This window comes from Dictyobacter kobayashii (assembly GCF_003967555.1).
Lineage (GTDB): Bacteria > Chloroflexota > Ktedonobacteria > Ktedonobacterales > Ktedonobacteraceae > Dictyobacter > Dictyobacter kobayashii.
Genome location: NZ_BIFS01000001.1, coordinates 2,794,900 through 2,821,360, shown reverse-complemented (window position 1 = coordinate 2,821,360; position 26,461 = coordinate 2,794,900). Strand labels below are relative to the sequence as shown.

General features: G+C 52.3%; 19 protein-coding genes and 2 pseudogenes. 4 read left to right on the top strand and 17 right to left on the bottom strand.

Translation table 11 applies throughout. The annotated features are described in order from the left end of the window. Positions 1-65: 65 nt before the first annotated feature. The gene (locus EL645_RS12350; RefSeq protein ID WP_126550399.1) at positions 66-860 is read right to left on the bottom strand and encodes a hypothetical protein; all 795 of its coding nucleotides are present in this window, start codon (positions 858-860) and stop codon (positions 66-68) included. A 604-nt stretch (positions 861-1,464) separates the two neighbouring features. Between EL645_RS12350 and EL645_RS12345 the strand changes: the two genes are divergently transcribed. After that, a complete protein-coding gene (locus tag EL645_RS12345) occupies positions 1,465-2,127 on the top strand; it encodes a regulatory protein RecX (protein ID WP_126550398.1) in 663 nt (220 codons plus the stop codon). 118 nt (positions 2,128-2,245) lie between these two features. Here EL645_RS12345 and EL645_RS12340 read toward each other — a convergent pair whose 3' ends face one another. Beyond that, complete coding sequence (locus tag EL645_RS12340; protein WP_126550396.1) at positions 2,246-4,657, bottom strand: serine/threonine protein kinase; 2,412 nt, start codon at positions 4,655-4,657, stop codon at positions 2,246-2,248. Positions 4,658-5,058: 401 nt separating this feature from the next. On the opposite strand from EL645_RS12340, the gene groES reads away from it, so the two are divergent. From groES to EL645_RS12325, 3 genes are all read left to right on the top strand, one after another. Further along, positions 5,059-5,352 (top strand): co-chaperone GroES, encoded by a 294-nt coding sequence (gene groES / locus EL645_RS12335; protein WP_126550395.1) that lies wholly within the window; start codon positions 5,059-5,061, stop codon positions 5,350-5,352. A gap of 39 nt (positions 5,353-5,391) precedes the next feature. After that, the gene (groL, locus tag EL645_RS12330) at positions 5,392-7,035 is read left to right on the top strand and encodes a chaperonin GroEL (RefSeq protein WP_126550393.1); all 1,644 of its coding nucleotides are present in this window, start codon (positions 5,392-5,394) and stop codon (positions 7,033-7,035) included. Between the two features lie 237 nt (positions 7,036-7,272). Beyond that, positions 7,273-8,109 (top strand): class I SAM-dependent methyltransferase, encoded by an 837-nt coding sequence (locus tag EL645_RS12325; RefSeq protein WP_307720576.1) that lies wholly within the window; start codon positions 7,273-7,275, stop codon positions 8,107-8,109. A 66-nt stretch (positions 8,110-8,175) separates the two neighbouring features. Here the strand turns inward: EL645_RS12325 and EL645_RS42570 are convergent. The 15 genes and pseudogenes from EL645_RS42570 to EL645_RS12255 form a co-directional block, all read right to left on the bottom strand. Then, positions 8,176-9,281: pseudogene (locus tag EL645_RS42570) on the bottom strand (alpha/beta hydrolase family protein). Between the two features lie 1,482 nt (positions 9,282-10,763). Next, positions 10,764-12,461 carry an NADH-quinone oxidoreductase subunit N gene (locus EL645_RS12315; RefSeq protein WP_126550389.1) on the bottom strand — a complete coding sequence of 566 codons (1,698 nt, stop codon included), beginning with the start codon at positions 12,459-12,461 and terminating at the stop codon, positions 10,764-10,766. 12 nt (positions 12,462-12,473) lie between these two features. After that, positions 12,474-14,012: a complex I subunit 4 family protein gene (locus tag EL645_RS12310; protein WP_126550387.1), complete on the bottom strand. Its 1,539-nt coding sequence runs from the start codon at positions 14,010-14,012 to the stop codon at positions 12,474-12,476. Continuing rightward, positions 13,942-15,984 carry an NADH-quinone oxidoreductase subunit L gene (gene nuoL / locus EL645_RS12305; RefSeq protein WP_126550385.1) on the bottom strand — a complete coding sequence of 681 codons (2,043 nt, stop codon included), beginning with the start codon at positions 15,982-15,984 and terminating at the stop codon, positions 13,942-13,944. The genes EL645_RS12310 and nuoL overlap by 71 nt, the downstream gene beginning before the upstream one ends. 2 nt (positions 15,985-15,986) lie before the next feature. Continuing rightward, the gene (gene nuoK, locus EL645_RS12300) at positions 15,987-16,286 is read right to left on the bottom strand and encodes an NADH-quinone oxidoreductase subunit NuoK (RefSeq protein WP_126550383.1); all 300 of its coding nucleotides are present in this window, start codon (positions 16,284-16,286) and stop codon (positions 15,987-15,989) included. Positions 16,287-16,620: 334 nt separating this feature from the next. Continuing rightward, a complete protein-coding gene (locus EL645_RS12295; RefSeq protein ID WP_126550381.1) occupies positions 16,621-17,154 on the bottom strand; it encodes an NADH-quinone oxidoreductase subunit J family protein in 534 nt (177 codons plus the stop codon). 95 nt (positions 17,155-17,249) lie between these two features. Further along, complete coding sequence (nuoI, locus tag EL645_RS12290) at positions 17,250-17,864, bottom strand: NADH-quinone oxidoreductase subunit NuoI (RefSeq protein WP_126550379.1); 615 nt, start codon at positions 17,862-17,864, stop codon at positions 17,250-17,252. 12 nt (positions 17,865-17,876) lie between these two features. Beyond that, positions 17,877-18,509, bottom strand: coding sequence for a complex I subunit 1/NuoH family protein (locus EL645_RS45375; protein ID WP_371865660.1), 633 nt, complete (start codon positions 18,507-18,509; stop codon positions 17,877-17,879). After that, positions 18,481-19,146, bottom strand: coding sequence for a complex I subunit 1/NuoH family protein (locus EL645_RS45370; RefSeq protein WP_371865659.1), 666 nt, complete (start codon positions 19,144-19,146; stop codon positions 18,481-18,483). The genes EL645_RS45375 and EL645_RS45370 overlap by 29 nt, the downstream gene beginning before the upstream one ends. Further along, positions 19,139-21,304, bottom strand: a complete 2,166-nt coding sequence (gene nuoG, locus EL645_RS12280) for an NADH-quinone oxidoreductase subunit NuoG (protein WP_126550377.1) — start codon at positions 21,302-21,304, stop codon at positions 19,139-19,141. Before nuoG ends, EL645_RS45370 begins: the two co-directional genes overlap by 8 nt. A gap of 18 nt (positions 21,305-21,322) precedes the next feature. Then, positions 21,323-22,642, bottom strand: coding sequence for an NADH-quinone oxidoreductase subunit NuoF (nuoF, locus tag EL645_RS12275; protein ID WP_126550375.1), 1,320 nt, complete (start codon positions 22,640-22,642; stop codon positions 21,323-21,325). Between the two features lie 643 nt (positions 22,643-23,285). Then, positions 23,286-23,708, bottom strand: a complete 423-nt coding sequence (locus tag EL645_RS12270) for an NADH-quinone oxidoreductase subunit NuoE family protein (RefSeq protein WP_126550373.1) — start codon at positions 23,706-23,708, stop codon at positions 23,286-23,288. After that, positions 23,705-24,937, bottom strand: coding sequence for an NADH dehydrogenase (quinone) subunit D (gene nuoD / locus EL645_RS12265; protein ID WP_126550371.1), 1,233 nt, complete (start codon positions 24,935-24,937; stop codon positions 23,705-23,707). Before nuoD ends, EL645_RS12270 begins: the two co-directional genes overlap by 4 nt. Before the next feature lie 214 nt (positions 24,938-25,151). Then, a pseudogene (locus tag EL645_RS12260) lies at positions 25,152-25,640 on the bottom strand (NADH-quinone oxidoreductase subunit C); the annotation flags it as partial. A 259-nt stretch (positions 25,641-25,899) separates the two neighbouring features. Further along, positions 25,900-26,445: an NADH-quinone oxidoreductase subunit B gene (locus EL645_RS12255; protein ID WP_371865730.1), complete on the bottom strand. Its 546-nt coding sequence runs from the start codon at positions 26,443-26,445 to the stop codon at positions 25,900-25,902. Between the last annotated feature and the right edge of the window lie 16 nt (positions 26,446-26,461).

The window sequence follows — 26,461 nt, the reverse complement described above, 5'->3', positions numbered from 1 at the left end:
CGACCGGCATTTTTATTAGCCAGTCGCCCATTCTTTATTTTTGATGCCTGTTAAGCTATAGCGGATTAGCCTCTATTATTGTTGCGGAAATCATTGTTCTCCCGCTGCTGTTCACGATACTCACGCTCTTCGCGCTCAGATCTGCGCCGCTGCTCTACATTGGCATCATTCGCCTGGTATGCGTTTGGATCATAATTCTGCGCCTGATTGAAGCCCTGGTTGGGGTCATTATAGCGCTGAGCTTGTTGATCGGCATTTGCATAGCCAGCATTATTAAACTGCTGCTGGTCAGCGTTGTTATTGTAATTGGGGTTGTTAAACTGCTGGTCAGCGTTGTTGTATGGCTGCTGATTAGCAGTGTTATAGCCAGCATTGTTATACTGTTGCTGGTCTGCGTTATTGTACTGCTGCTGGCTAGCATTGTTATAGTCAGCGCTGTTTGTTGGATATCCTGGCGCCTGGTTGGCGGGATTCTGTGATGGATCGGTATAGGTATTATAAGCGGCCATCTGGGAAGCATTATTTGGCATCGCGGCACCAGCATTGGGATCACTATTGATACCTGTTGCCCCATATTGGCTGAGGATACGGGCCGCATCCTGCTCACGACCATCCGCACGCACTGAAACTACATGCTGTCCTGCCTGATAAGCATTGTGATAATATCCCGCGTGCTCCTGGGGAACACCGAGCTTCATGAGCTCTGAGCCCAGATTTGTGCTGGTCGCCTCGCTACCAGTGTTAGCAAAACCTAACTGATCTTTGGCAAATCCAGCATTATTTAATTCTGCCAGAGCCTGTTTGGCTCCTGCCTCATCTTGAAAAACGCCTATCACCAGTGGATTTTGAAAAGTTGTCATTGTGCCGTTCCTTTCTGCTTGTCGTGCTTTTATCACTTACAAGGTTAATGGAACCCTGCTTAAGTCTACCAAATCTTTTTTATTTTTCTTTTACATTTCTTAATAATTTATACAGTAGGTTACTGTCTATAGAGGTTTTACGAATCACATCCTAAAATAGTGTCACTATAAGCGCGACCATGCCAATTTCTAATGTCTCATTATGCCCTATTTCCTTTGTTCTAGCTGCCTCCAGAACTTCTCTAACCGTCCCTTTCACTCCCGTTTTACTGAGGAGCAGGGCTTTTTCATGTTCCTCTTTGGTGCCTGCGGCGCCGAGTGGGAGTGTGGAATGAGGTTGGTGGGCGGCCGCAGCCGCCCACCAACCTCATTCCACACCTGAAAGAATGGATCTCCTATCGCTTGCTCGTGATCTCCATGTTTGCAGTAGGGAGGAGGAGGTTGCGGGCGCACACCACACTACTCCACACCTGAAAGAATGGACACCTTATCGCTTGCTCGTGATCTCTGGACGAACATCAAAAAGCCCTGACTGAGAGATAGCTATAATTTCCTTTTGGATGGGGATGGATTAGAATAGCTTTAAGAAGAGGAGGAATTGGTTATGTTGATGCGCATTACAGGGCTACAGCCTCAGGCGAGTGATCCAGACCGTACAAGCATCTTTGTGGATGGCCATTTTTTAATGGGTGTCAATACTTTGATTGTGCTGAAGATGGGGTTGCGGCTCAATCAGGAGTTAACGCCAGCCCAGGTACAGCAATTAGAGCAAGAGGAGGCGCTACAAAAGGCAGTTGACCGGGCGATGAACTATTTATCCTTTCGACCACGCAGTCGTGAGGAGGTGAAACGCTATCTGCGGCAGAAACAGACGCCGGTAGAGCTAATAGATACAGTGTTGGAAAGATTAGATCAGCTGGATTTGATCAATGATGAGAGCTTCGCCTCATTCTGGATTGAATCACGGGAAAGATTTCGTCCTAAGGGAGCACAGGCGATTAAGAATGAGCTGAAGATGAAGGGGGTAAAGCGCGAGGTAATCGATGAGGTAGTAACAGATGAGCAAGATGAAGAGCTGGCACTGCGCGCCGGGCGCAAGAAGGCACAATCATTGTTACGGCAGCCGGATGTCGATTATAATGCCTTCCGCACACGGCTAGGGCCGTTTCTGCAGCGCCGTGGTTTTAGCTATGAGGTCACTAAACATGTGGTGCAACAGCTATGGGAAGAGTTGAAAGAAGAGGCCCCTGAAGATGAAGATATGTAAGCTATCAGCAAGTGTAGAAGTGCTGCTAAAAGCGGACAGAAAAAAGCAGCTCTATTAAGAGCTGCCTTCCTATCTGATGCCGCTCAATCGTATGAGCGCCTACATTAGAGCAAGCTAATTAATTGCCGGAAGTTTTAGGCACGGGCGGCAATTGGACAGCAGGTATATCAGTTGGATTAAGTACTGTGATCTTAATCTGCTGAGTATTGGTGGGAACGGTATCGCCATACGACATACGCACCGAAAGCGCATTGGCATCCAGATTTGTATGCTGCAAGATCACGTTACGCGCGTCCTTCAGGCTCTTGCCTTTGATGGTATTTTTGATAGTGTTCATCTCTGAATCGAGAATCTGGTAATGGGAAACGCCAGCAGCAGCGACAGCTACCTTAATCTCACCATTAGCGTCAATACCTTGCACCACCGGCTGGCCGATACGCGTCATAGAGTCTACCAGGGAATAATTCCCACTCAGCTTGCGCTTCAGCATCTGCAAAGCCAGATCCTGCACATCCTTGGATTTAAAGTACTCCATGCTCCCCTGTTCTGTCATCGTCACGGTAACAGTCTTACTGACAGTACCGACAGGAGGGTTCGCCGTAATAGGTCCATCAGCATAAAAGATATCACCGACTGTAGTAGCGCCAGCCTGGTCAGCCTGCTTATGCAGATCCTGTGCGATCTGCTGTTTTAGAGAAGGGCGCAACTGGGCAGAGATAACGCTCACATCCACCAGCGAAACGGTCTCTTTACATTCAAAAATACCCAGCACGCAGCCGCTCACCCCGGTTGGGCGCCCCTGGGTAGAAGCATTCTTTGAGCTGGTAAACACACTGGCCGGAATAGTACCAGATGAAGCATTGACAGTCTTTACACCAGGTTTAGCAACAAACGTAAAAACGCCGCTAACAGTCTGCACTTTGGGAGAGATCGTCACATTAGCAGTAATCGACGCCTCAAAAATCAAATAGCTGATACCTGATAGAGCCAACAAAATAACAAAGATAAACACAAAAATGACAGCAAAAGCCGAGCCGCCCCGGCGCCGCCTGGACTTTTTTTGTGGTTGGGCGGGAGCCGATTTACGCGCCTGCATCTGAGCATATTTATCCATTAAAGCAGATTTGCGTTTGGGAACACTCGCTGGATCAATCTCAGTGGTTGGTGCATCGTAATCAACTTTGCTAAAATTATCGCCTTGATGGGGCACATGAGGAAGCACTGTCCCACGAGTGAGTGAAGGATCAGAAGCTCCCCGGGAACGTACAGGTGGTTGAGCGCCACTGGCACCCTTTGCCAGCACTACTTTCTGCTCACCGGTGGCGGCGCGGCGAGGATTACGCGTCAAAGGAGCCAGTCCCGGGCGGGATACAGGCTCATCACTCTGAGCACGCACAGCCGGGCGGGAAGCTGAATCAACACCACCACGCTGAGGAACACGGGAAGTCGCATCCTGTCCATTGCTTCTCAACGGTGGTCGCGACACCGTCCTCTCCTCAGCATCTCGTAGGGGTGGCCGCGAGTTCAAAGGCGAGCGATTCGTGCGCAAAGCGGGACGAGAAGCAGGAGCTTCCGCCAGCTGCTCATCAGGGATAGTTGGCTCATCCTCATCCAGAGGAATATCAACAGCCTCAGTTACCGGACGAGGGCTCTCAACAGGTAACGGAGAGGCAGGCTGCATCTGCTGGGATGTGGTCAAAGATTTGTAGGCATGCTCAAATGCCAGCAAAAGATCATCGACACTGGCAAAGCGATCTGCAGGCTCAACATCCAGACAGCGATCAATAACGCTGATGAGTGGAAAAGGGAGATTTGGCGTTATATCCGAGTGTGGCAGCTGGCCCGTCAGCATCACATACAAAATCACGCCCAACGAATAGATATCATTGCTTGGAGCCGCAACCCCCAGGAGGCGTTCAGGGGCCATATAATCGGCCGTCCCAAACTCACGTTCCGTCGAAGTAAGCGGGCCGCTGGTCAATACGCCCTGGGAAGAGGCGATACCAAAATCGATCAGGCGCACATAGACACGGCCACTATCTTCCTCTTTATCCAATAAAACATTGGATGGTTTAAGATCTCGATGCACAATACCGCGCTTATGAAGATAAGAGACCGCACGACAAAGAGCGCCAAAGAGCTCATATACCTCAGAAACTGGCAAGGCGCCAAGGGCCAGGCGTTGGGAGAGCGTGCCATCCTTGATATAAGGAGTCACAATAAACAGGCGGCCCTGCTCCTCACCAAACTCTAGCAGGGGCAGGATATGATCATGCTTCAGATAAGAAGCGACCTCAGCCTCACGCAAAAAGCGCTGGCGCGCTCGAGCGTCATTGACCAGGTCAGAGCGGATAATTTTTACCGCCACCTCTCGGCCAAAGGCGGTACGTTGGTGAGCCAGATAAACCTCGCCCATACCACCGACGTCAATACGCCGCACCAGTTCATAATTCCCAAATTTTTGCAGATTGAGCCCCTCTTCTGTTTTAGGATGTTTGCGCTCCGAAAAGAAACCATATTGTTCGTTCATGTATCTGCTTCAGTTTTTTTTGTGCTAGTTCAAAATGCTTTACAGTAGCAGAGAGCGCTACAATACCATTCTACATAATGAATATGAACACTTATTTATGTGCCCTTTTCACGCCGCCAGAGGCGACATGGGGAAAAGAGAAGAATGGTGAATGGAAAAAATGATTTCATTACGCTGGAAATGTTTTACATAACTACATGCTATGTGCAGTATAGCACTTGTATTGTCAGAAGTGAAGAGCAGAGGACATAATTGCATTCTCTTCCTCTTGCGAATTGGGCACCTATGTTGTATTATATAGCCGGTTCGCACTCTCTCAATTAGAGTGCTAAAAACAGTAGAAGGCGGTGAAAACCTTACCTTCTTGCACATATACACACTGAACAGGGAGGAAATGGAGTATGTCAGCAAAGCTTCAGCCACTTGGTGACCGTGTGGTAGTCAAAGGTCTGGCCCGTGAGACAGTCACGCGCAGCGGCATTGTACTACCAGATACAGCAAAAGAGAAGCCCCAGGAGGGAGAAATCCTGGCGGTTGGTCCCGGCAAAGTTTTGGATAATGGCAAACGCACAGCGCTCGAAGTAGCGGTTGGGCAGCGCGTATTATTCGCAAAATACGCTGGCACCGAAGTAAAAATCGATGGCCAAGAGTATTTGATCCTCCGCGAGAGCGACATTATGGGAATCGTGGAATAGGTTATTATATAGTTAGGTTGTATCAGAGGAGTAAATTTCGTGGCAAAACGAGTACAGTTTGATGAGCAGGCGCGCCACTCCCTTAAGAAGGGAATGGACACGGTAGCGAATGCGGTCCGCGTAACAATTGGACCTAAGGGGCGCAATGTGGTGCTAGACAAAAAGTTTGGCGCTCCCACAATCACGAACGATGGTGTTAGCATCGCTCGCGAAATTGAGCTACCTGATGCATTTGAGAACATGGGTGCCCAATTATTAAAAGAAGCTGCGACCAAGACCAATGATGTCGCAGGTGATGGCACCACAACAGCAACTGTCCTGGCACATGCGGTAGTCAACGAAGGCTTGAAGAACCTGGCAGCCGGCGCCAACCCAATGATTCTGCGCCGTGGTCTGGAGAAAGGTGTTGAGGCAGTTATTGCTGAAATCAAATCTCTGGCCAAACCCGTCGAGACCCGTGAAGAGATCGCCCAGGTAGCTTCAATCTCCGCTGGAGATGCCGAGATCGGCAACCTGATCGCCGAAGTGATGGAAAAAGTCGGTAAAGACGGCGTCATCACAGTCGAAGAGGGCCGTGGTATCACAACTGAGAAAGAATACACCGAAGGCATGCAATTCGACCGTGGCTTCATCTCGCCTTACATGGCCACCAACCAGGAGCACACAGTTGCAGAATTGAGCGATCCCTATATTCTCATCACCGACAAAAAGATCAGCGCCATCGCTGACATCCTGCCAATTCTCGAGGCCGTCCTGCAGACGGGCCGCAAAGACCTGGTAATCATTGCTGAGGATGTCGACGGAGAAGCGCTGGCAACCCTGGTTGTCAACAAGATGCGTGGTGCTTTCAATGTTCTGGGCATCAAAGCTCCAGGCTTTGGAGATCGCCGCGACGCCATGCTTGAGGACATCGCCATCCTGACCGGTGCCACCGTGATTACAGAGAAGGCTGGCCTGAAGTTAGAGAACGCCACCCTGCAAGATCTGGGTACCGCTCGCACCGTCACATCCAACAAAGAGACAACCACCATTGTCGAGGGTTCTGGCGACCATCAGGGCATCCAGGGCCGTGTAAACCAGATTCGCACCCTGATCAACGACACTACCAGCGACTATGATCGCGAGAAGCTCCAGGAGCGCCTGGCCAAACTGGCTGGTGGTGTTGGTGTTATCCGTGTAGGTGCCGCTACCGAAGTCGAGATGAAAGAGAAGAAGCACCGCGTTGAGGATGCGCTCTCAGCAACTCGCGCCGCCATCGAAGAGGGTATCGTCCCTGGTGGTGGTTCCGTCCTGGTCTCGGCCATCCCAGCACTTGATAGCGTCAAGGCTCAAGCAGGTGATGAGGCCACAGGCGTCAATATCCTGCGCCGTGCACTTGAAGAGCCCCTGCGCCAGATCGCCCAGAACGCTGGTAAAGACGGCGCCGTAGTCGTAGCTGGTGTGCTCAACAGCCCCCGTGGTTACGGCTTCAACGCACTCACCAACGAATATGTCGACATGGTCAAAGCTGGTATCATCGACCCGGTGAAAGTAACCCGTTCCGCTCTGCAGAACGCCGTCAGCATCGCCAGCATGGTCTTGTCAACCGACACCCTGATCAGCGACATTCCAGAAGAGAATCCAGCTGCAGCTGCCGGTGGCGCACCAGGCATGGGCGGCATGCCCGGCATGGGAATGATGTAATCGACTAATATTCATCATCCCTGTGCAGTGAACCAATAAACGAGGCCCAGATGAGCAGTTTTTGTGCATCTGGGCCTTCTTTCTCCACCCGAATAGCCAATCTTTCCCCAAAATTCCATACTCAAACGTCTCATATTCAGACAAGATACAGGCACTTTTGTAGAGGATACAAGCACCGCGAGAGGCCTTGCAAGCACTCGGCCCGGAACCCTGAGGGGCAAATAATGATGTGGTAGAATAGCTATTGGAATTCTACCATTTATACAGTGTGAAAATGAGAGGAGACGGACTACGCCCATTAATTTTCATGCGGAAGAAATTCGCAATACATATGCAACACGTCAGGCAACCGGTACCTGGAAAACACTAATCAATCAGATTGTGGAGATTCAGGGCCGCACGGTCGCAGACATCGGCTGCGGAGGTGGCATCTATGCTAAAGCCATGGCCGATATGGGAGCTGCCCATATTACCTGCATTGACTCATCTGAAGTTATGCTCAGTGACGCACAAAGCACATTGAAGGCGCATAACAACATCAGCTACATTAGAGGCGATGCTCTACAGACTACTGTGGATGCACAACAGTTTGACATCGTGCTGGAACGCGCCCTGGTTCACCATTTGAACCGTGAGGAGCTGGCAAAAAATTTCGCGGAAGCATTGCGTATCCTCAAACCAGGTGGCATCTTGATTATTCAGGACCGCACACCCGAAGATTGCCTGCTCGCTGGAAGTCAAACCAACATTCGTGGCTACTTCTTCGCACGTTATCCCAGACTGGCCCAACAAGAGATCGCCCGGCGCCATGATAATGCGACCGTGATGAGCGCATTACATCAGACCGGTTTCCGCGTGGTTGAAAAACGTCAACTCTGGGAAACCAGACAGGTTCACAATAACTTTGCCGCGTTAGAAAAAGATTTAAAAGCGCGGACAGGGCGCTCAATTCTGCATGAATTGAACGATGACGAATTGAATGACCTCAATGAATACATCCACCGCCAGCTCGATGGAGACAATCAGGCCATTGTAGAACAGGATCGCTGGACGATCTGGAGTGCAATGCGCTAAGTGATCTCGCTCGTCAGAATCTTTCTGACGAACGAGATCCCAACTCCATACCTTCAAAAGTCGGAGCTACAGGTTTTCAATCTTCACAGGCTCAATTGGCTCAGCCAGATCAAAGTGAAACACCTTCGAATAGAAGTACAGCTCCCCGTCAAGCGAGCGTTTAATGTTCTCAGCCCGGCGGAAACCATGTTGCTCACCCTCAAAAGCCAGATAAGCCACCGGTAGCTGCTTGGCACGCAAGGCATCCACCATAACTTCAGCCTGGCTAGGAGGCACGATCTTATCCTCAAGTCCCTGGAAGAAGATCACCGGACATGAGAGCTGATCGGTATAATTGATCGCCGAACGCTCAAAGTAGAGATCTTTTCTCTCGGGGTAGGGTCCAATCAAACCAAAGAGGTAGCGTGACTCAAACTTATGGGTATCATGGACAAAGATGTTGAGGTCACTAACACCGAAGTGACTGGCGCCCGCTTTGAAGATGTCGCGGAAGGTTAAGGCGCATAAGGTCGTATAACCACCCGCACTACCACCCTGGATGGTCAGGCGATTACCATCGGCCAGGCCACGCTCAACCAGATACTTCGCGGCATTGACACAATCATCGACATCCACCACCCCCACTGGCCTTTTAAACGATCCCGATAAGCGCGACCGTAGCCACTACTACCACCATAATTGACGTCCACCACCGCAAAACCCCGACTCGTCCAGAACTGTGTACTCAGCGTCAGCGTAGATGATGCGGCACTGGTGGGGCCGCCATGGCTGATCACCAGCAGAGGTGGCAATTCGCCCTCGGGAGCTGTAAAATCAGCATTTTTGGGTGGATAATAATAAGCGTAAGCGGTCTGACCATGTTCGGTTGGGAACTCGATCAGTTGGGCGGCTGAGATATAGGCATCATCAATGACAGCCGATTGGGAGCGGCGCAGCACTTCAAGCTGTCCGCTGGCCACGTCCAGGCGCACAGCCGTCAAAGCAGAAGTAGGAGAAGCAGCCAGGAAAAGCACCTGCTGAGCATTAGCTCGAATACCGGACACCGCCGTAAAAGGCAAAGAGATGGGGGTCAGGGCACCTGTGCGCGTATCAAGATACGCCAAAGAAGAGCCTTCAGGGCCACCATACCAGCAGATAATGCGATCGGCAGATACAAAACCATAAGTAGACATGCCAAAGACCCATTGGGGGGTTCCAAATTCAGCATTTTTAGGGCAGGCCGCTTCAATCTGATTATCTACCAGGCGATACAAGTTCCACCAGTTAGTGCGATCAGACACAAAGTAGAGCACACCATCAGGGGACCAGGATGGCTGGAAAATAGACTCCTCAACGCCACCAGCCACGCGCTGGGCGCTGCCAATGAAGCCATTAGTATCAAGGTCAGCTACCCACAACTCAGAGCCATCCCAGGGCATATTAGGATGATTCCAGGTCGTCCAGCTCAATTGTGAACCATCAGGGCTCAAACGAGGTGCGGCATAGAAATCATTGCCAGCCTGTAAAATCTGCAAGCCATCACTGGCATTCCCATCCAGAGGAACGCTAACCAGCATATTGACTGCTTCACGCTCAGTATTAGTGTGGTCCTCGCAGACGCAAATCAGGCGCCGGCGCTGCCGATCAACAACCATATCAGCATAGCGGCGCTCAATGGCTGGAGTTATCGCTACCGGCTCCGAACCTGGAACCAGACGATAGAGACGCTGGTCCGAGAAATTAGAGAAGTAGAGTATCCCCTCGCTCACCACATAATCACCACCACCATATTCGTGTACACGCGTACGCGCATTGAACGGCTGGGGGACCAGGTCCGTCAGGGTTCCATCGGGTGAGCGACGCACCACCACATTGCGTCCACCTTCGGAAGGGCGACCTTCGATCCAATAGATGTCGTCTCCGTCCAGGGCGGTCAACCCAAAACGAAGTGAGTCAGCAACTATGAGATCCGTTGTCACTGGTGACTTCCAGGATCCATAGGGCGCTGTTTTTGTATTTGCCATAGTATTCCTTTCCCCAATGTTATCAAGAGCTGGATCTACAAGCTTATCCAGTTAGTCAGTATAGAAATATTGACTGTTTGAGGGTTCTTTAGAAGACAATAAAAGAAGTTGTGCATTGTTGGATGCTGGCACCTGGCATCCGGGTGTTTTCTATTATATCATCAGCTTCTATGGGAGTGGTTGGAATAGTGTCGTTTCCATGCGGGCGTGCGCTGCGCGCCCGAACATATTTATTAGATGGTGCATAAAATGTGCGCTGCACATTTTATGCACCATCTAATAAATATGTTCGGGCTTATTGCGAGGCGAGCAGAACCAGACATCCATGCGCACTTACATGCTATAAGTGTTTTTATCGTGTGGAGCACATTTTATGCACCACGCTATAAACATATTTAAGGCTTATTGCAAGGGGAAGAAAGCCAGACATCTATGCGCGCTGACATGTTATCGGTGTTTTTATCGTGTGATGTAGAAAATGTGCTGTGCACATTTTCTACATCACACGATAAAAACCATTTTTGGCACCGAAGGTGCCAAACACATGTGCGGAAGCAAAAAAATATAGCGCATCACTAGTTTGAGCCAGGCAAAGAAGAGAGGCAGGAAGGCTGATTGGCCTTCCTGCCCCTCTTCTTTGCCTCATTGGGTTTATTTGAGGAGGCTTTGGGCGGCTTGCTGGAGTTGGGGGAGCCAGAAAGGTAGGATGACTCCGGTGACCAGGGTGCCGAGGGCAGCAATGCCAAGCGCTACCCAGGACCAGCCTTCGAGTTCGTGGGTGGGCTCGATTTCGGCGGTTGCTGGGAGAGGTGAGGCTGCAATTTTGGTGCTGGCCGGTTTCTCGGCGACCGCGGTAGCTCCACGAGTTGAGGAGGCTGCACGAGTTAAGGAACCCGTTGGGGCCCTGGTGGGTCTGGGCGTAGCAGGTATCCGTTCAAAGGCGGCATGCGTTGAAGAGGCATGGCTGCCCTCGCGGCCTTCCATGAACATGGTAGCGATAAAGCGCAGGTAGTAGTAGATACCCAGTACGCTGGCAACTACACCGATAATGAGCAGTTCGGGATGTCCTCCAACCAGTGCGGCGTAGAAAAGGTAGTATTTCGCTGCGAATCCTGCCATGGGCGGAAAGCCGGCCAGGGAGAGCAGGAAGAAGGCCAGCAGGCCAGCTAGCAGCGGACGACGATACCAGAGACCACGCAGATCAGAAAGATCAGAGCCGGTATTGTCGATCCGCTCCAGCAGAGAGACAACACCAAAGGCTCCGATGTTCATGAACAAGTAGCAGGTCAGGTAGAACAGAACGGCCGAGGCTCCGATATGGTTTTGCTGGGCGGCACCACTCACGACGACACCGATCAAGAGGTAACCACCATGAGCAATACTTGAATAGGCCAGCAAGCGCTTGACGTTGCTCTGTCCCAGGGCCATCAGGTTACCCAGTATGACGGTCAGGACCGCAATGGCCCAGACGACGGGCATCCAACTACTCTGAACCGATGAGAGCGCAAAGCCAAAGACGCGCATAAAGGCCAGCAGGGCCGCGACCTTGGTGCCGATCGACATGAAGGCCGTCACAGGAGCTGGCGCACCCTGATAGACATCGGGAGTCCAGGCCTGGAAAGGCACGGCTGAAACTTTAAAGGCAAAGCCAACTGTCAACAGGCCCAGTCCAACCAGCAAGAGTATAGGTGCATGTCCATGCGCCTGTGCCACAACGAATTTTTGCACATCCACAAAACTGGTATGGCCAGTGGCGGCATAGATAAGCGCAATGCCATAGAGCAAGAAGGCAGAGGCAAACGAGCTAAGCAAGAAGTATTTCATGCCCGACTCTTGCGAGGTCTGACGCTTATCAATAAAGCTACAAAGGATATAGAGAGCCAGTGAGAACATCTCCAGGCCCACAAAAACGATCAAGAAGCTAAGCGCACCGGCCATCAAGAGCATGCCCGTCATCGACAACAGGAGTAGAGCATAATACTCACCCTGATGCACCAGCTTCAAGCGCTTCAAGTAAGCTGGTGAGAGCAGGATACCCAGCCCACCAGCAGCCAGTATAATCAAATCCGCATACAGCGTTCCCGCATCGGCCCCCAGCATATTATTGAAGACAGATGTCGGGTGGTCCACAAAGAACAGCGTGACAGCAGCGGCCATAGCGCCCAGCACGCCCAGCAAACCAACGGCGGGCAACACCGTGAAATTAGCGGGACCAGTATGCTTTGAGCGCTCCCCGGCATGTGGCAAAACCAGATCCACCAGCATCAGCACCAGGGCCATCACCACCAGGACCACTATAGGCGCAATTCCCAGCCAGTCTTTGGGACTGACAGTATAAGTAAATGTCATAGCAAGGTCCCTCTACTTGGCAAACGCACTGCTCAACACCTGCATGGCATTCGCAACCGAAGGATCGATAATCCCGGTCAGGAAGGCAGGCTGCACGCCAATATAAAAGATCAAGACAATAAGCGGAATAATCACCCAGAACTCGCCGAGGCTAATGTCGCGCAGGGTCCCCTTGCGCAGCGCCACACTGACATGTCCCTCGCTGGCCGGGGTGCCCCACATCACACTGATAAAGAAGCGCAACATATACCAGGCGGCAGGTACAACTACCAGGGTTCCTAAGACGCCCAGGGTTACATTCGAGCGGAATGCCCCCAGCAGGGATAAGAATTCGCCGGTAAAGCTATTCAGGCCAGGCAGTCCAAGGGAGGAGAGGGCCGCGATAAACATTACCACTGCCAACCAGGGGATACGTCCGGCCAGGCCACCATATTCGCGCAGGCGGCGCGTACCAGTGCGAAGCTCCAGGAAGCCAGCGATCAAGAAGAGGGCCCCGGTAGTGATACCATGGTTTACCATCTGCAAGACCGAGCCGGTCACACCCTGAGCATTAAAAGAGAACAGGCCCAGCATAATTACACCCAGGTGGCTGATACTCGAATAACCCAGCAGCCGCTTGATATCGGTCTGTACCAGTGCCAGCACCGCGCAGTAAAGGATGCCAACCACCGCCAGCACATTAACGTATGGAGCCAGCGTCTGAATAGCCTGCGGAAAGAGCGGAATGCAGAGGCGCAAGAAGCCATACACGCCGGTTTTGGACATGGCGCCGGCCAGCAGGGCCGAAACCGGGGCAGGCGCCTCACTATACGCATCTGGCAACCAGCTATGGAAAGGCACCAGGGGCACCTTGACCGCGAAGGCCGCCGCAAAGGCCAGCAACAGCCAGAGCTGGATATTGCCATCCAACACGCCGCGACAGGTGGCGCTGTTATTGAGCAACTGCGAAAGTTCAAGGGTATAGCCACAGCCGGACGCCAGCTGATGATAATAGCCGATAGCGATAATACCGACCAGCATCAAAAAGCTACCAACCGACGTATAGAGCACAAACTTAAGGGCCGCATAGATGCGACGCTCGCCACCCCAGGTACCTAACAGGAAATAAGCCGGGATCAGCATCAATTCCCAGAATATATAGAACAGGAACAGATTCGAGGCCAGAAAGACACCCAGCATACCGCTCTCGAACAAGAGCATAAAGGCCATATAATTCTTAACCTTCTGCTCAATGCGGAACGAGGCACCGATACACACCGTAGTCAATAAAGCCGTCAAGCTCACCAGCACCAGGCTAATGCCATCCATGCCCAGGCTATAATTGATGCCGATATTCGGAAACCAGGTCCAGCTCTCATGCAAGAACGAAGAGCTAAAGAGGCTGACCTCATTTTGTAGATAGGCCAGGGCCAGTGCCAGGACCAGCAATAGCTCTACCAGAGCCAGGCCCAGCGCCGTAACACGGATCGCGCCGACTCGTTCACGTGGAAAAAAGAGCAGCGCCAGTCCTCCCAGAAGGGGAAAGAAGATGACCGCAGAAAGAAAGAACATAGCTGCTACCCCTCACCGCATAGTACACAATAATTACGACAACGCCTAAGAGAATACCCAGCGCATAGTTGCGCATATAACCGGTCTGGACCCGGCGCACGACAGCGCTGGTACCACGGAACACGCGGGAGACGCCACGGCTCCCACCATCCAGCACATCGCCCTCCACATAGTGGGAGAGGCCACGGCCAAGGGCCAGCACAGGTTTGATCAACACAGCGTTCAAGGCCTCATCCACATAATACTTGTGGAAGACCAATTGATAGAGAGGATTGGTATGCTCTTTAAAGGCAAAACCCTTACCATAGAGACGCCAGGCGGCAGCAATCCCCAGCACGGCCACCAGCAGGCTAACACCGGTCGAGATCCATCCCAGTGTAAGTGTTGGATCGGGAGCATGGGCGGACAACCCGGATGGTAAGAAATGAACCAGTGGCGACCAACCGGGAGCGCCAAAGAGGGCCATCGAACCGATAAAACCGCCGATGACCGAGAGCACGGCCAGAATGATCAATGGTATAGACATCACCGGCTGCACGTCATGGATAGAGTTATAGCGCACCACACCACCATGGTGATGACCGGAGGCCGCAGCCTCCTCTTCCTCAACATCGTCCTCGCTAACAGCAGCAACAGCCGCACCGCGATAATCGCCAGCAAAGATACCAAAGAAGAGACGGAACATATAGAAGGCGGTCAGGCCAGCAGTACCGACACCAACGATCCACAGCACGTAGTACCAGACAATCCCCGAAGAGGTTGCCTCAGCCAGTACCGAGGCCAGAATATCATCTTTACTCCAGAAGCCAGCGAGAGGAAAGATGCCGCTGATGGCCAGAGCCGCGATCAGGAAGGTCAGGCCGGTAACACGCAGACGGCCCCAGAGGCCACCCATCTTGCGCATATCCTGCTCACCTGCCAGCGCGTGGATAACAGCACCAGCGCCCAGAAAGAGCAAGGCTTTAAAGAAAGCATGGGTAATCAGATGGAAAATACCACCAGCATAATTCTGTACCCCTTCAGCCATGAACATATAGCCCAGCTGGCTGATGGTTGAGTAGGCCAGCACACGCTTGATGTCCAGTTGGAACAGGGCGATGGTAGCGGCATAGAGGGCGGTCGCACCACCAATACCGGCCACGACGCCGAGTGCCAGGTGAGACTGATCAAAAATGGGATAAGCACGAGCAACCAGGTAGACGCCCGCCGTTACCATAGTAGCGGCATGGATCAGCGCACTGACCGGGGTCGGGCCTTCCATAGCATCCGGTAACCACATATAGAGTGGAAGCTGAGCCGACTTGGCCGCACAGGCCACAAAGAGCAGCAGCGCAATCGCCGTACTGGTCCCGCTAAAGGTATGACCCAGCACGCCAGCATAATCCAGGCGACCCGCGCCCAGGAAGATCAAGAAGATCGCCAGCATCAGGCCAAAATCGCCGATCACATTGATCACAAACGCCTTCTGGGCGGCTGCAATAGCTGAGCGCCGCTGATACCAGAAGCCGATCAGCAAATATGAAGCCAGGCCGACCAGTCCCCAGCCTACCAGCAGGAACAGGAAATTGTCTGCGATCACCAGGGTTACCATAGCAAAGATGAAAAAGTTCAGGTAGGCAAAGAAACGCCAGAAACTGGGATCATCGGCCATATAGCCCGCCGAATAGATATGGATCAGCAAGCCAACGCCCGTCACAACCAGCAGCATCGTCATCGACAGAGGGTCCAACAGCGTCCCAAAGTCCAGGGAAAAGGAGCCGGCGCTGGCCCAGTGATAGACAATCTGGTCACTTGTATGCTGAGTGCTACGCAGCATAATAAAGAAGTTAATGACGGAGACCAGGAAGGCCAGACCACAGGCTCCCCAGGCAACCGTCAAGATCGCCGTCCGTGGCATAAACCTGCCCGCCAGGCCCAGGATAATAAATCCGAGCAAGGGAAGCACGAGCACCCATAGACTTAGATTAGTCATAGCTAGCCTCGCATTATATTCATCTCGTCAACATCGATGTTGTGGCGCGTACGGTAGATGGAGACGATCAGGGCCAGACCAACCACGACTTCAGCGGCGGCGACCGTCAGCACTAAGAAGACAAACATCTGCCCATCGGCAGAGTCTAGAAAATGTGATAGGGCCACAAACGATAGATTGACGGCATTCAGCATTAGTTCAATGGACATGAAGATAATGAGTGGGTTGCGTCTGATCAGGACGCCGATCACTCCGATGGTGAACAATACGGCGCTCATTATCAGATAGGCAGATAATGGCATTGTTCTCTCCTTATTCCAGCAGGTGCGAGGCTTGAAGCAAGGGATAATACTTTCAACTTAATTTCGAAGGCGTTTGAAGCGTAAATGGATAAGAAACTCAGTACGTGCGGGGCTTGCCCCCGCTTGCTTGCTTCCCAATTAAAAATGGAACAAGAACAAGAATATGCTCGTATGAAATCGCTCCCCATCGCTTTGTTGGTGCTTTTTCGAGCGGCGAGGAAGCAAGTGGGGGCAAGCCCCACACGTACTGATCTTGTTTCTTTTTCCATTCATTTCCTTCCTGGTTCCTAAGTTGAAAGTATTGCCCGCAAGGGGCGCACCTACGATTTATTCACTAATTTGTGCGACGGCCAAAGACGAGGGCGCCAAGGATGGCGACGACGATGAGCAGGCTAGTGACTTCGAAAGGGAATAGAAAGCCATGGAAGAGGGCCATGCCGAAGGCCTGGGTATCTCCATGGTATTGTATTACGGCTTGCGAAAGACTGTTGCCCGCATCTGCTTTGGCGGCAGTAGTTTGAGTTCCGGTGAAGAGTAGGTAGCTCAGGGCGGCTACGAGCACGAGGCCGAGCAGGCCGCCAACGATACGTTGCCAGGCTATGCGATCCGGTATATCTGATTCGTTCTGATCGGGAGCCAGCATCGTGACAACGAATAGGAAAAGCACCATAATAGCACCGGCATAAATGAGTATCTGGACAACTGCGATGAACATCGCCTGCAGTTGCAAGTAAAATAGTGCCAGGAACAACAGCGTGAGGATTAAACTCAGGGCGCTGTGGATGGCATTTTTGAAGGCGATAACACCGATTGCAGTGGCAACGGTAGCGACCGCCAGCACGATAAACGATACGATAGCAAATGTCATATCATTTCCTCTACGATCCGCTCCGGTGAGGGTCACCTGGAATAAGCATGGACAAACCCCACACCTACGAGCGACCCTCACCGGAAGGATCAACTTCACAGCTTTCTTCTATCCTCATCCTGCTCTTCATTGACGAGAAGATTGGGACGTTCGACCTCGATATTACCTAAACCGACGGCGGCAGAACTGGCACGCGAGCCGTCGAAGACATGGGATTCCTGGGGCACTGGCTGAATAGCATCCGAGGGGGCAGGCTCGGCCCAGACAGAATTAGAGCCTACAGTCGCCTCACCCTGCGCTTCCAGCAGTTGCTCTTTATGATAGACCAGATCCTCTGGATAAAATGAAGCAAGCTTATAATTCTGCTCTAAAGTGATGGCTCCGGTTGGACAGGCTGCCTGACAGTAGCCGCAGAAGATACAGCGCAACATGTTGACGTCAAAGACGCGAGCATGGCGCTCACCCGGGGAGACACGATGCTCCTCAGTATTCTCCTCAGCCTCAATATAGATGGCATCGGCGGGACACGCCCCTGCACAGAGATAGCAGCCAACGCAGCGTTCCAGGCCATTATCATAGCGATGCAGCACATGACGACCGCGAAAACGAGCTGGTAAGTCACGCTCCTCTTCAGGATAAGAGACAGTAGTAGGCTTACGACCAATATTTTTCAGGGTTGTGGCCATGCCTTTGACAATATCAAAAGACATTACATTCACTCCTTATACCCGTACCGCAGTCGAGTCAGGTGCTTCCTGTGCCACCGGTTCAGAGTTCACAGCAGGAAGGGTTGGATTTTCATAGTGAGCCAGCCGAACCGAGGTAGGCAGAACCTGTTCTCCCCTACTCGACTTCTCTTCAAAGTGCGTGCCATCTGTAAAGCCCTGGCGGCGAATGACAAACAGCATAATAACGATGACAAGCAGTCCACCAACACCACTGACCACCCAGCTCCAATGCAGAGCAACCGCAAAGGCAGTGATAAGAATGTTGAGCACCGACAGAGGTAAGAGTGCCTGCCAGCCAAAGCGCATCAGGCGATCATAGCGGATACGAGGTAAGGTAGCACGCAACCAGATGAACAGGAACAGGAAGAAGGCAACCTTGATAGCAAAGATGACGATCGAGAGCACCGGAATATGATCGGTCAGTCCGAAGAAGCTCCAGCCACCCAGGAAAAGGGTAGAGGCAATCGAGCTAACCGTAATCATATTGATATACTCGGCCATCTGATAGAGGCTCCAGCGCAGGCCGCTATACTCGGTCAGATAACCAGCCGTCAATTCCTGCTCGGCTTCCGGCAGATCGAACGGGGCGCGGTTCACCTCAGCCACACCAGCGATCAGGTAGATCACAAAAACCCAGGGGCTGAGCGAACAGGAACCAGATCCCCATATCGATCTGGCGATTAACGATATCCACCATGCTCAGCGAGCCCGCCCACATCAGCACGCCACTCAGCGCAAGACCCAGACTTGTTTCATATGAAACCATCTGAGCGGCACTACGCAGAGCACCCAGCAATGAATAGCGATTGCCCGAAGACCAGCCACCAAGTACAATGCCGTAGACTGCCAGCGAAGAGATAGCCAGGATCCAGAGGATGCCGACATTAATATCGCCGATAAAGGGGTCCCAGATGCTATGTACATTGCGATTGCCGCTCCAGTTATTGCCGATCGGCACCACCGCAAAGGCACACAGGGCCACCACAACTGAAATGACCGGAGCCACCAGGTAGATAGCTTTCTTAGCCTGAGTCGGCACAATCTGCTCTTTAAAGGCCATCTTCAGCGCATCAGCCACTGGCTGTAGCAAGCCCAGCGGGCCAGCGCGATTCGGACCCAGGCGACCCTGAATTTTAGCCACCACGCGCCGCTCGATCAGCGTCATGTAGGCAAAGGCGGTCAGAAGAACCACAATCAAGATTGCGCCCTTCACAATCGTCGCCACAATCAGGGCCACAGTCGGATCATTCATGAAATCAAACATGAGCAACCTCCTGCTCCTGTACAACGCGAATACCCTGTGCTCCCAGATCCTCCCAGGTCAGACCAGCATAGAAAGGATTCTGCTCAGCGATCTCCAGCAGCACATCGCTCGGACTGGCATAGGTCCAGCTCTCACCAAGAGCCTGGGCCAGCGCCACCAGGATCTCCCAATCAGCTTTAGCCCCTGGCACAGGACGTAGGGCACGGCGAATGGCCTGTACATGGTGGTCCACATTCGTCATGCTACCATCTTTTTCAGCAAAAGAGACCGCGGGCAGCACCACATCGGCCTGCTGAGCCGTTTCATTCAACAACAGTTCCTGTACAACCACCAGTTCTAGTGAAGGAGGCAGGTGACCCTCAGGCAAATGCCGGGCTGGATTAGCACCCATCACCAACAATGCCTTCACCTGGGAATTGTTCAGAATCTCATCATAAGACAGTCCGGGCTCATCCACAGGCTGATAGCCAGGCAAAGCATCGGGCAAGAGGCCCATATCGCGAGCGCCCAGAGAATTAGCATCCTCAAACAAAGGACCAACGCCAGCGCCAGGACGATCCAGTTGTTTCGTCAACACCGCCAGGGCCTGCACATCAGCCGCCAGATCCTCATTGCCAGACACAAGCGTGGCCATCTCATCATACAGAATAACCGCGCCCTTAGCCGTCAACAACTCCTCGGCCAGACTCTGCAGCTGGGTCGTCACCTTCGCCCCGAAGGAATCCTCACCAGCACGGATCACCTGATCCTCGCGCTGAATAATAGAGCGCATATCCTCATAGCCATTCAGGTCAACGGACTTATTATTCAGCAAGTGTTTCAGCATCGCTTTGACCGCGATCCCTTCAGAGCCAGTCGGGACACGCAAGGTCAGGGCCGCCAGGCGATCCAGCTCGGTCTCAGCCGAATTGATAATAAAGATCTTAGCGCCATTGCGCAGGGCTTTCTTCATGCGCAGATTCAAGATCGGTTGGCGCTGATAGGGATCGGAAGCTACCAGCACAATATGGGAAGCCAGCTCGATATCCACGATACTATTCGTCATCGCCCATGGCTTGCCCGTCAACTGATCGCGCGCACCCGGGAATGTACCATGATGGTGATCCACATTCTTAGTGCCGATCACCTGGCGCAGCAACTTCTGGAAGAGATAAGCCTCTTCATTGGTCGTGCGCGTCGAACCGATACCGGCCACCGACTGAGGCCCATGCTGAGCCACAATCTCTTTCAAGCGGCTAGCGATAAATGATAGCGCCTCATTCCAGCTAGCCGGCGTTAACTGGCCATTGCGGCGAATAAGCGGCGTGCGCAGACGTTTGGGACTGTTGACATACTCAAACTCCCAGCGTCCCCGATTACACAGCCAACCATCATCAACGGCATCATTATTGCGCGACATCAAACGCATCACGCGATCCACGCGGGTATCGACACGAGCATTACAGCCGACGCTACAGTTATTGCAGACACTGGCCGTATGCTTGAGTTCCCATGGACGAGCCTTAAAACGATAGGTCGAAGCCGTCAACGCACCAACCGGGCAAATCTCGGTAGTATTACCCGAGAAAACCGAATCAAAGGCATGGCCAGGAGCCGTTCCGACCTCCATCTTGTATCCACGCGAGATCATCACCAGGCCATTATCCATCGAAATCTCAGAACTGAAGCGCGTACAACGCTGGCAAAGAATGCAACGCTCACGATCCAGCAACACATCCTCACTCACCGGGATCGGCTTCTCATAGTGGCGTTTATGCAGATCGAAACGCGTATTGCCAGGGCCATGGCGCAAAGTAAAATCCTGCAGATCGCACTCACCAGCTTTATCGCAGATAGGGCAATCCAGTGGATGATTGAGCAACAGGAACTCAAGCGTCCCCTTACGCGCCTTCAGCACCTTCTCCGTCTTCGTATGCACCACCATACCCTCAGCGACCGGAGTCGTACACGAGGTTTGTGGAGGCTTCGGCATCTTCTCAATCTCCACAAAGCACATACGACAGGCACCTAGAGGGGGCATCTTCTGGTGGTAGCAATAGATGGGAATTTCAATACCCGCCTTTTGAGCAGCCGCCCACACCAGAGTTCCCGGAGGAACTTCTACAGGGATGCCATCAATGGTGAGATGTATAAGCTCTTCTTTTTTCTCTTCTGGCATGTCAGAACTTCCTCTATTCTAGTGTGTTCCAGCAGGCTGAGCTACCTCAGCAGTATGCTTCTTACTGCCAGGACCAGTCATGCAACAACCATGTGTGGCGTGATATTCAAACTCCTCACGGAACTGGCGAATACCACTGGTAATCGAGCTGGTGGCCGCGTCACCCAGCGGGCAGAACGATTTTCCAGCCAGGTTATCACAGATATCCAGCAGCAGATCGACATCCTTCAGCTGCCCATGGCCATGTTCCAGACGCTCCAGGATCTCAGTCATCCAGAAGGTACCCTCGCGACATGGGGTACACTTGCCGCACGACTCATCGCGATAGAACTCGGTCATACGCAGGATCGCACCCACGATACAGGTGGCATCCGAAATCACGATCACGCCGCCCGAACCCAGCATCGAACCGGCCGCCGCAATAGACTCATAATCCAGAGGCGTATCCACTTTATCCGGTGACAGAATAAAGGTCGAAGAACCACCTGGAATTACCGCCTTCAATTGACGATCATCCAGCATGCCACCGCCGTAGCGCTCATCATAGATCAACGTACTCAGCGGCACACCCAGCGGCAACTCATAATTGCCTGGCTTCTTCACCTGACCACTCAGGCAGAAGATACGCGTCCCCTTACTCTTCTCCGTACCAAAGGAGGCGTACCAATCGGCTCCCCCCTCTACGATGGCTGGAACCGTCGCCAGCGTCTCGCAGTTATTGATCACGGTCGGGCCGCCATACAGGCCCACCACAGCCGGGAAGGGAGGCTTCAAGCGAGGGTAGCCACGGCGACCCTCCAGAGATTCCATCAACGCACTCTCTTCACCACAAATATAGGCGCCCGCGCCACGATGGACAATCACATCCAGGCTGAAGTCGCTGCCCAGAATATTTTTGCCCAGCAGGCCAGCGGCATAGGCATCTTCAACAGCACGCTCAACCTGCTGGCCAGCCTTCACCAGTTCACCACGAACATAGATAAAGGCAGTATGGACCTTACAGGCATAGCTGGTAATGATCACCCCTTCGATCAGGCGATGTGGGATCTGTTCCATGATCACACGATCTTTGCAGGTGCCTGGTTCGCTTTCATCGCAATTGCAGCACAGGTAGCGAGGTCGGTCATTCTTGGCCAGAAAGCTCCATTTGAGGCCAGTTGGGAAGCCGGCACCTCCGCGACCACGCAGGCCGGAGGTTTTGATGGCTTCGATTAAGTCGTCTGGCTGGTAGTCGCGGAGCGCTTTCGCCAGAGCCTCATAGCCGCCATGCTGTCGATAGGTGTCTAATTTATCTATACCTGGGACGTCGAGATTTTTGGTAATTATCAGTTCTGGCATATAGTATTACATCCTTTGTATGGGCAATTCTATAAACCTACCTGGCGGTTGTCGGTTTGGTTTTTGATCATCATTTCTTTTTTGTGTCGCCTGCGGCGGCACAAAAAGAGAAAAAAGGATAGGCGGGGGCACAGCCCCCAGGCCCCCAGTCAAGGGGCTCGCCGCCCCTTGCATCCCCGCTTCTCTTTCTTGCTGCCTCTAGCGGCACAAAAAGAGAAAAAAGGATGGGCGGGGCACTGCCCCGGGCCCCCAGTCAAGGGGCTCGCCGCCCCTTGCATCCCCGCTTCTCTTTCGCGCCGCCTGCGGCGGCGCGAAAGAGAAGAAGAAAATTTGTGGGGACACCCCACGCCCCGGCAGGAGGACTAGCCGTCCTCCTGCACCTCCTGCTTAAGCATTAGGAGCACTGCAACGGCGCAGCGGATCTGCTCTTTTGCTTTATATACAAATAGGGAACAGATCCGGCGAGCCGCTTCCGTCCCTCAGTGATGATCGTATTCTGTTGTCTATGAGTGCGAGATCAGGTAGACAGACCAATACCGATAACAGCGAGACATAGCTTTTTGCTCTATGAGCGACTATACGGTTTTTTTAATACCAAGCTCTTGATCTAGTTTGTCGATGAGTGCGTCAGCACCTTCCAGGGTTACGTGCTCATAGAAGTCGCCATTGACCTGTAAAGCGGGGCAGAACTACAGGATGCAATACACTCAACCGTATTTAAGGTATAGTTGCCATCAGCTGTTGTCTCGCCACGTTTAATGCCCAGACGCTGCTCCAGATGCGAAACCAGCGCATCACAGTTGCGCAGGTAGCAAGAAATACTTGTGCAAACATTGATAATCTTTTTACCCTGAGGCTTCTGATAATACATGGTATAGAAAGTAGCAATACTTTCCACATCATCAACCGTCAGATTAATCGCCTCAGCGACTGCCTGCAGGCCTTCGCTGGTAATATAGCCTTCCTCTTGCTGAGCAATATGTAAAGAAGGCATCACCGCCGAACGAGGCGCAGGATAGCGGGAAGCCAGGTCCCGCATACGTTGTTTGGCCTGTTCAGAAATCATCGATCCACTTCTCCTAGCACGATATCGATACTGCCAATGCCAGCAACCACATCCGCCAGGAAACCACCTTCAATCATGCGTGGTAAGACCTGCAGATTAGCAAAAGACCCACCGCGCACATGCATACGATAGGGTTTAGGGCTGCCGTCACTGACAATGTAGAAAGCCAGTTCTCCCTTGGGAGATTCGGTACGTACAAACACTTCACCTTTAGGTGGGCGGTAGCCCTCGGTAAAGAGTTTAAAGTGGTGGACTTCCATGCTGCCAGTAATCTGCCACTTAGGCGGAGGGGTAATCTTAGGATCATTCACCCGATAGGGTCCGGACGGTAAGCCATCCAGAGCCTGATTGACAATCTTGAGGCTCTGCTCCATCTCCAGCATACGTACCAGGTAGCGATCATACACATCGCCATTGGAGCCAACCGGGATATCGAAATCAAACTGCTCATAACCTGAATAAGGAAAAACCTTACGGGTATCCCAGACAACGCCGCTACCACGCAAGACCGGGCCAGTAGCCCCATAAGCCAGCGCGTCTTCCTGACTCAGAATGCTAATACCCTTGGTACGCTCCAACCAGAGCTGGTTATTCGTCAATAGATCGTGATATTCCTGCAGGCGAGCCGGGAAGACCGAGGTAAAAGCACGCACCGTCTTCTCAAATTGTGGAGGAAGATCAGCCTGCAACCCACCGGGGCAAATATAACTGGTCATCATACGCACGCCCGAAATCAACTCGAACACATCCAGGATCATCTCGCGTTCGCGGAAACAATAGAGGAACATACTCATGGCGCCCAGATCGAGCGCATGGGTGCCCAACCAGACCAGGTGGCTAGCGATACGCTGCAACTCAGCCAGAATTACGCGCGTATACTTAATCTTATCGTTGATCTGATCCTCAATACCCAGCAAGCGCTCAACCGACAACGAATAAGCCAGATTATTATTCAGAGGAGTCAGATAATCCATACGGTCGGTCAAAACCAGGGCCTGATGATAGCTCTTCGACTCGGCCGTCTTCTCAATGCCAGTATGCAAAAAGCCAATATCAGGGATCGCCTTAATAACCGTCTCGCCTTCGATCGTCAGGAGCAAGCGCAACACACCATGGGTACTGGGATGTTGTGGCCCCATATTAATGGTCATCGTATCGGAACGCTGACCACTAGCTAGCGGCTGGCTCTCCTCAATGGTATAAGTATTTTCAATCTCTTGCTGCTTCATAGATCATCCTTTACGCTTTCCATTCTGGCGCGCTTGTCCATCGGAAGAGAGTGAAGTATCAGAAGCACTGCGCTTGGCATCGGGAGAGGAAGTACCAGGCTCCTGAGAAAGATTCACATGTGAACGATTCTCATTGAGTTCACGGCCTCAGGGTACGCAGGGTTTGCTGATAATACTCGCCCACCCCAGGATCAATATCATAGGGCACCTGACCGCCCCAATAAGGCTCAGGCAACTCAAAGCCAGAAAGAGGATAATCCTTTCGCAGCGGATGAGTCGTCCACTCAGGCGGCATCAGCAAGCGACGCAAATCGGGATGATTAGTAAAAGTGATGCCGAACAGATCAAAGACCTCGCGCTCGTACCAATTAGCGCCCGGCCAAATGCCAGTCACTGAAGGGACTGCAGGATGATCTTCACGGCGCAGGCCTACCCGCACCTTAAGGCGCAAAAAGCACCGATGAGGTAAAGAAAGAAGATGATAAACGACATCGAAACGAGGGACACGTTCCGGCCAATCAACCGCCGTCACAGTTTCCAGGAGATTATATTCTAAATCCTTTTTAAGATGGGCGCACACCTCAACCAGAAACTCTGGTTTCAGTACAATTGTCTGCTCATCACGAAACTCGACTACTTCAACGATTGCCTGTGGGAACTTACCTTGCACCGTCTCGACCGTCGATGCTGCTGTTATGACCATACTATTAAGCATTCCTTCAACGTGTTTGAACACCAGTATGCCGACACCACTGTCGTAAATCGTAATAAGTCCTCAAAAAAGAGCGAACAGCAAAATGACAGATTAGCCTTCAAGGGAATTGATCAAGCGCCAGCCTCCCATCCCTTACAACCCTAACCCAAACATCATCGTCCGCTCAGATTTATCCATTATGAAAAGGCAACCAGGGGGCATCAATCAAAAGAAAAACAGCCCCAGAGAAACGACTCCCGAGCTAAAGCTAAGCCTCATCCTGTACAGGACCGGTCAGCTTCATACCACTATCCTTCAGTGGATCGGGAGGATTAGGAATTCCCTCACGAATCTTCCGCTGCAGTTCATTAAAACCGAAGAGCAGCATATCGGGTGTCGGAGGGCAGCCAGGCACAAACACATCGACTGGTACAATTTTATCCACACCCTGGACGATGGCATAATTATTAAATACGCCGCCGCAGGAAGCGCAAGCGCCCATTGAAATGACCCATTTCGGCTCAGGCATCTGATCATAGATCTGGCGCAAAACGGGGGCCATCTTAATGGAACAACGACCAGCCACAATCATCAAATCGGCCTGTCGAGGAGAAGCGCGAAAAACCTCCGCGCCAAAGCGAGACATATCAAAACGACTTCCTTGAGCAGACATCATCTCAATCGCGCAGCAGGCCAGGCCGAACGTCACCGGCCAGAGAGAAGAACTGCGTCCCCAACCCAGCACCTTATTCACCTGAGTCGTCAGAATACCGAAGCCCCCATCTTTCTCATGCACCGGCAAATCGCGGCGCATACGGGGCGTCTGGGTA